We start from the raw sequence: 1980 nt of genomic DNA on the forward strand, positions 1-1980 counted from the left end.
CCGGGCGAAACAAACCTACTGCCATAACATTCTCTCTACAAAATATCATTTAAAATCATACAGTTAGAACTAACAAAACTAACAATACCATATGACTATGAAAATTGGGGTTGGACATTTTACACATCGTGCTTATTCAGTACAAACTTAAAGAAGGCGTATAAGCAGAAAAAACTCGTAGAAAAGCATAAACTATCCTTATATTTCAAATAGATAGCTTCAAAAAACTAATTTAGTTATTGCCTCGGATAAGACTTGAGAATTCCAGCATAGCTCCTCAACCAAGGCTGTTGAGAAGTAATTATTTTAGGTGCCACCTTGAGCGCAGCATTGGCGGAAGCCTTATCAGGATAAACACCATAAAAAACAACAAACCAGGGTTTACCGCGATGCAGTGTTTCAAGATAGTATATCGGCTGAGCACTTTTACTTACGCGCTTTGCGAAGTCTATCGCTGTTTTCTCGTTATAGCTACCTAAAATTTGAGCTGAATAACCACTTGAGTTTTGGGATGCAACCCATGCTTTCCCCTTAAAGAACGGCTTAAGTATTTCACGGCTGCTCTCTGCGGCAGGAATAATTTTTTCCTGTACATTTTTAGCGATTTTCTCTATCTGCAAAGTATCGCTAACTAGTTGATCCGATTCTGGAACGCTAACTTCTTTATCTGCTAGAGTACCATCTTGTACCTTGTCGGGCTCAACAAGCTCTTTAACACCAGCGCTCTCTGGAATTGATCGAGACGCCGACATTTCAGGCTTATTGAGCGAACCTTTTTTAATCTCGCCACTACCCTGACGACCTTTATCCAAACTATCTATATTGCTTTCTGAAGCTTTAGCCAAACTCTCTGACAGGGCCTGATCAAGCATTCTTAACCTTGCTTCTCTCTGTTGCTCTACGAGAGACACTTTATTTTCATCAGAGTTATTCTCTTGCTCCGGCTGCTCGTGCGCGACTGCTTCGCTATCTCCTTCAGTAAACAAGCCATATTGATAAGACACGAGTAAAAATGAGAAGCAAAGCAGAACGGCAACACCCCAAAAAACCTGTTTCGGCACTCCTTTACGACTCTTAACCGGTAGCTTTAATGCCCCCGGTTCTAACATGACACTACTGAACAAGCGATTCACCCGACCAGGCAAACCTTTCCCCATGTCAATTAAATGTTGTACCTGACTTTCTGACAGCCCTAACAAGCCGGTATAGCCAGCATACTCCAATCTCAACTGGAGATATTCCAGCATATCTGAAGCACCTAAAGGCTTAAGCTGCATTTGATGCAACCACTCGTCATCACCTTCTATGTGACTCAAACGAGCAAGCTGCAGCAAGCTTGGCAAACCCGAAAAAATTGCTACCACTCCGCTTTCTTTAGGCAACTGACTGAAATATGAAAAGTAAAATTGAAGCTCTTTTTTTGATAATAGGTCTGCGTTATCAAAAACCAGAACCTTTCTCACACCATCTTTCTTGAACTCATCTTCCAAATACTGCAATAAACGGGAAAATGATTGACGCGTAGTTTCACCAACTATCGAATCTAAACCAACAAGCTCGCCAAAGTCATGTATAACAGATTTCGACTTTTCCTTATTAGCAAGCTCCTGAGCATCTGTAACGTAGATACTCAGCTCGCCAGCTGAAGATTTTGCAAATTTATTAAGTAGAGTGGTTTTGCCAGCACCTTTTTCGCCAGTAAGCAAGAGAACCATATCGCCAAAGGTCGACATATGGCGAAGTGTTTCTAAATTATGCTGACGCTGCGCCCCCTCAAAAAATACTAGCATTCGCTCATCGAATGGGTTTTCTTTCAAGTTAAAGTGCGAAATGAGCTGCTCACTCAAAACATTATTATTTTTTGTCACACTCATATCAGACTTATCGACTCACCTACAAAATTAATCGAACCAAGTAATTGCTTCTAATTAAGCTTTGCCACCCAAAACATTTGCCAGAGAATCAGCGCCAAAGTCTGCT

At 41.1% G+C, this 1980-nt stretch carries 1 protein-coding gene; it reads right to left on the minus strand.

The features are described 5' to 3' along the window. Positions 1-236: 236 nt before the first annotated feature. Complete coding sequence (locus tag A3757_RS17400) at positions 237-1874, minus strand: AAA family ATPase (protein WP_068554440.1); 1638 nt, start codon at positions 1872-1874, stop codon at positions 237-239. Between the last annotated feature and the right edge of the window lie 106 nt (positions 1875-1980).

The organism is Oleiphilus sp. HI0117, assembly GCF_001635235.1.

Coding starts and splice junctions, on each gene's coding strand:
- A3757_RS17400 (WP_068554440.1), bottom strand. CDS start 1,874: ATGAGTGTGACAAAAAATAATAATGTTTTGAGTGAGCAGCTCATTTCG.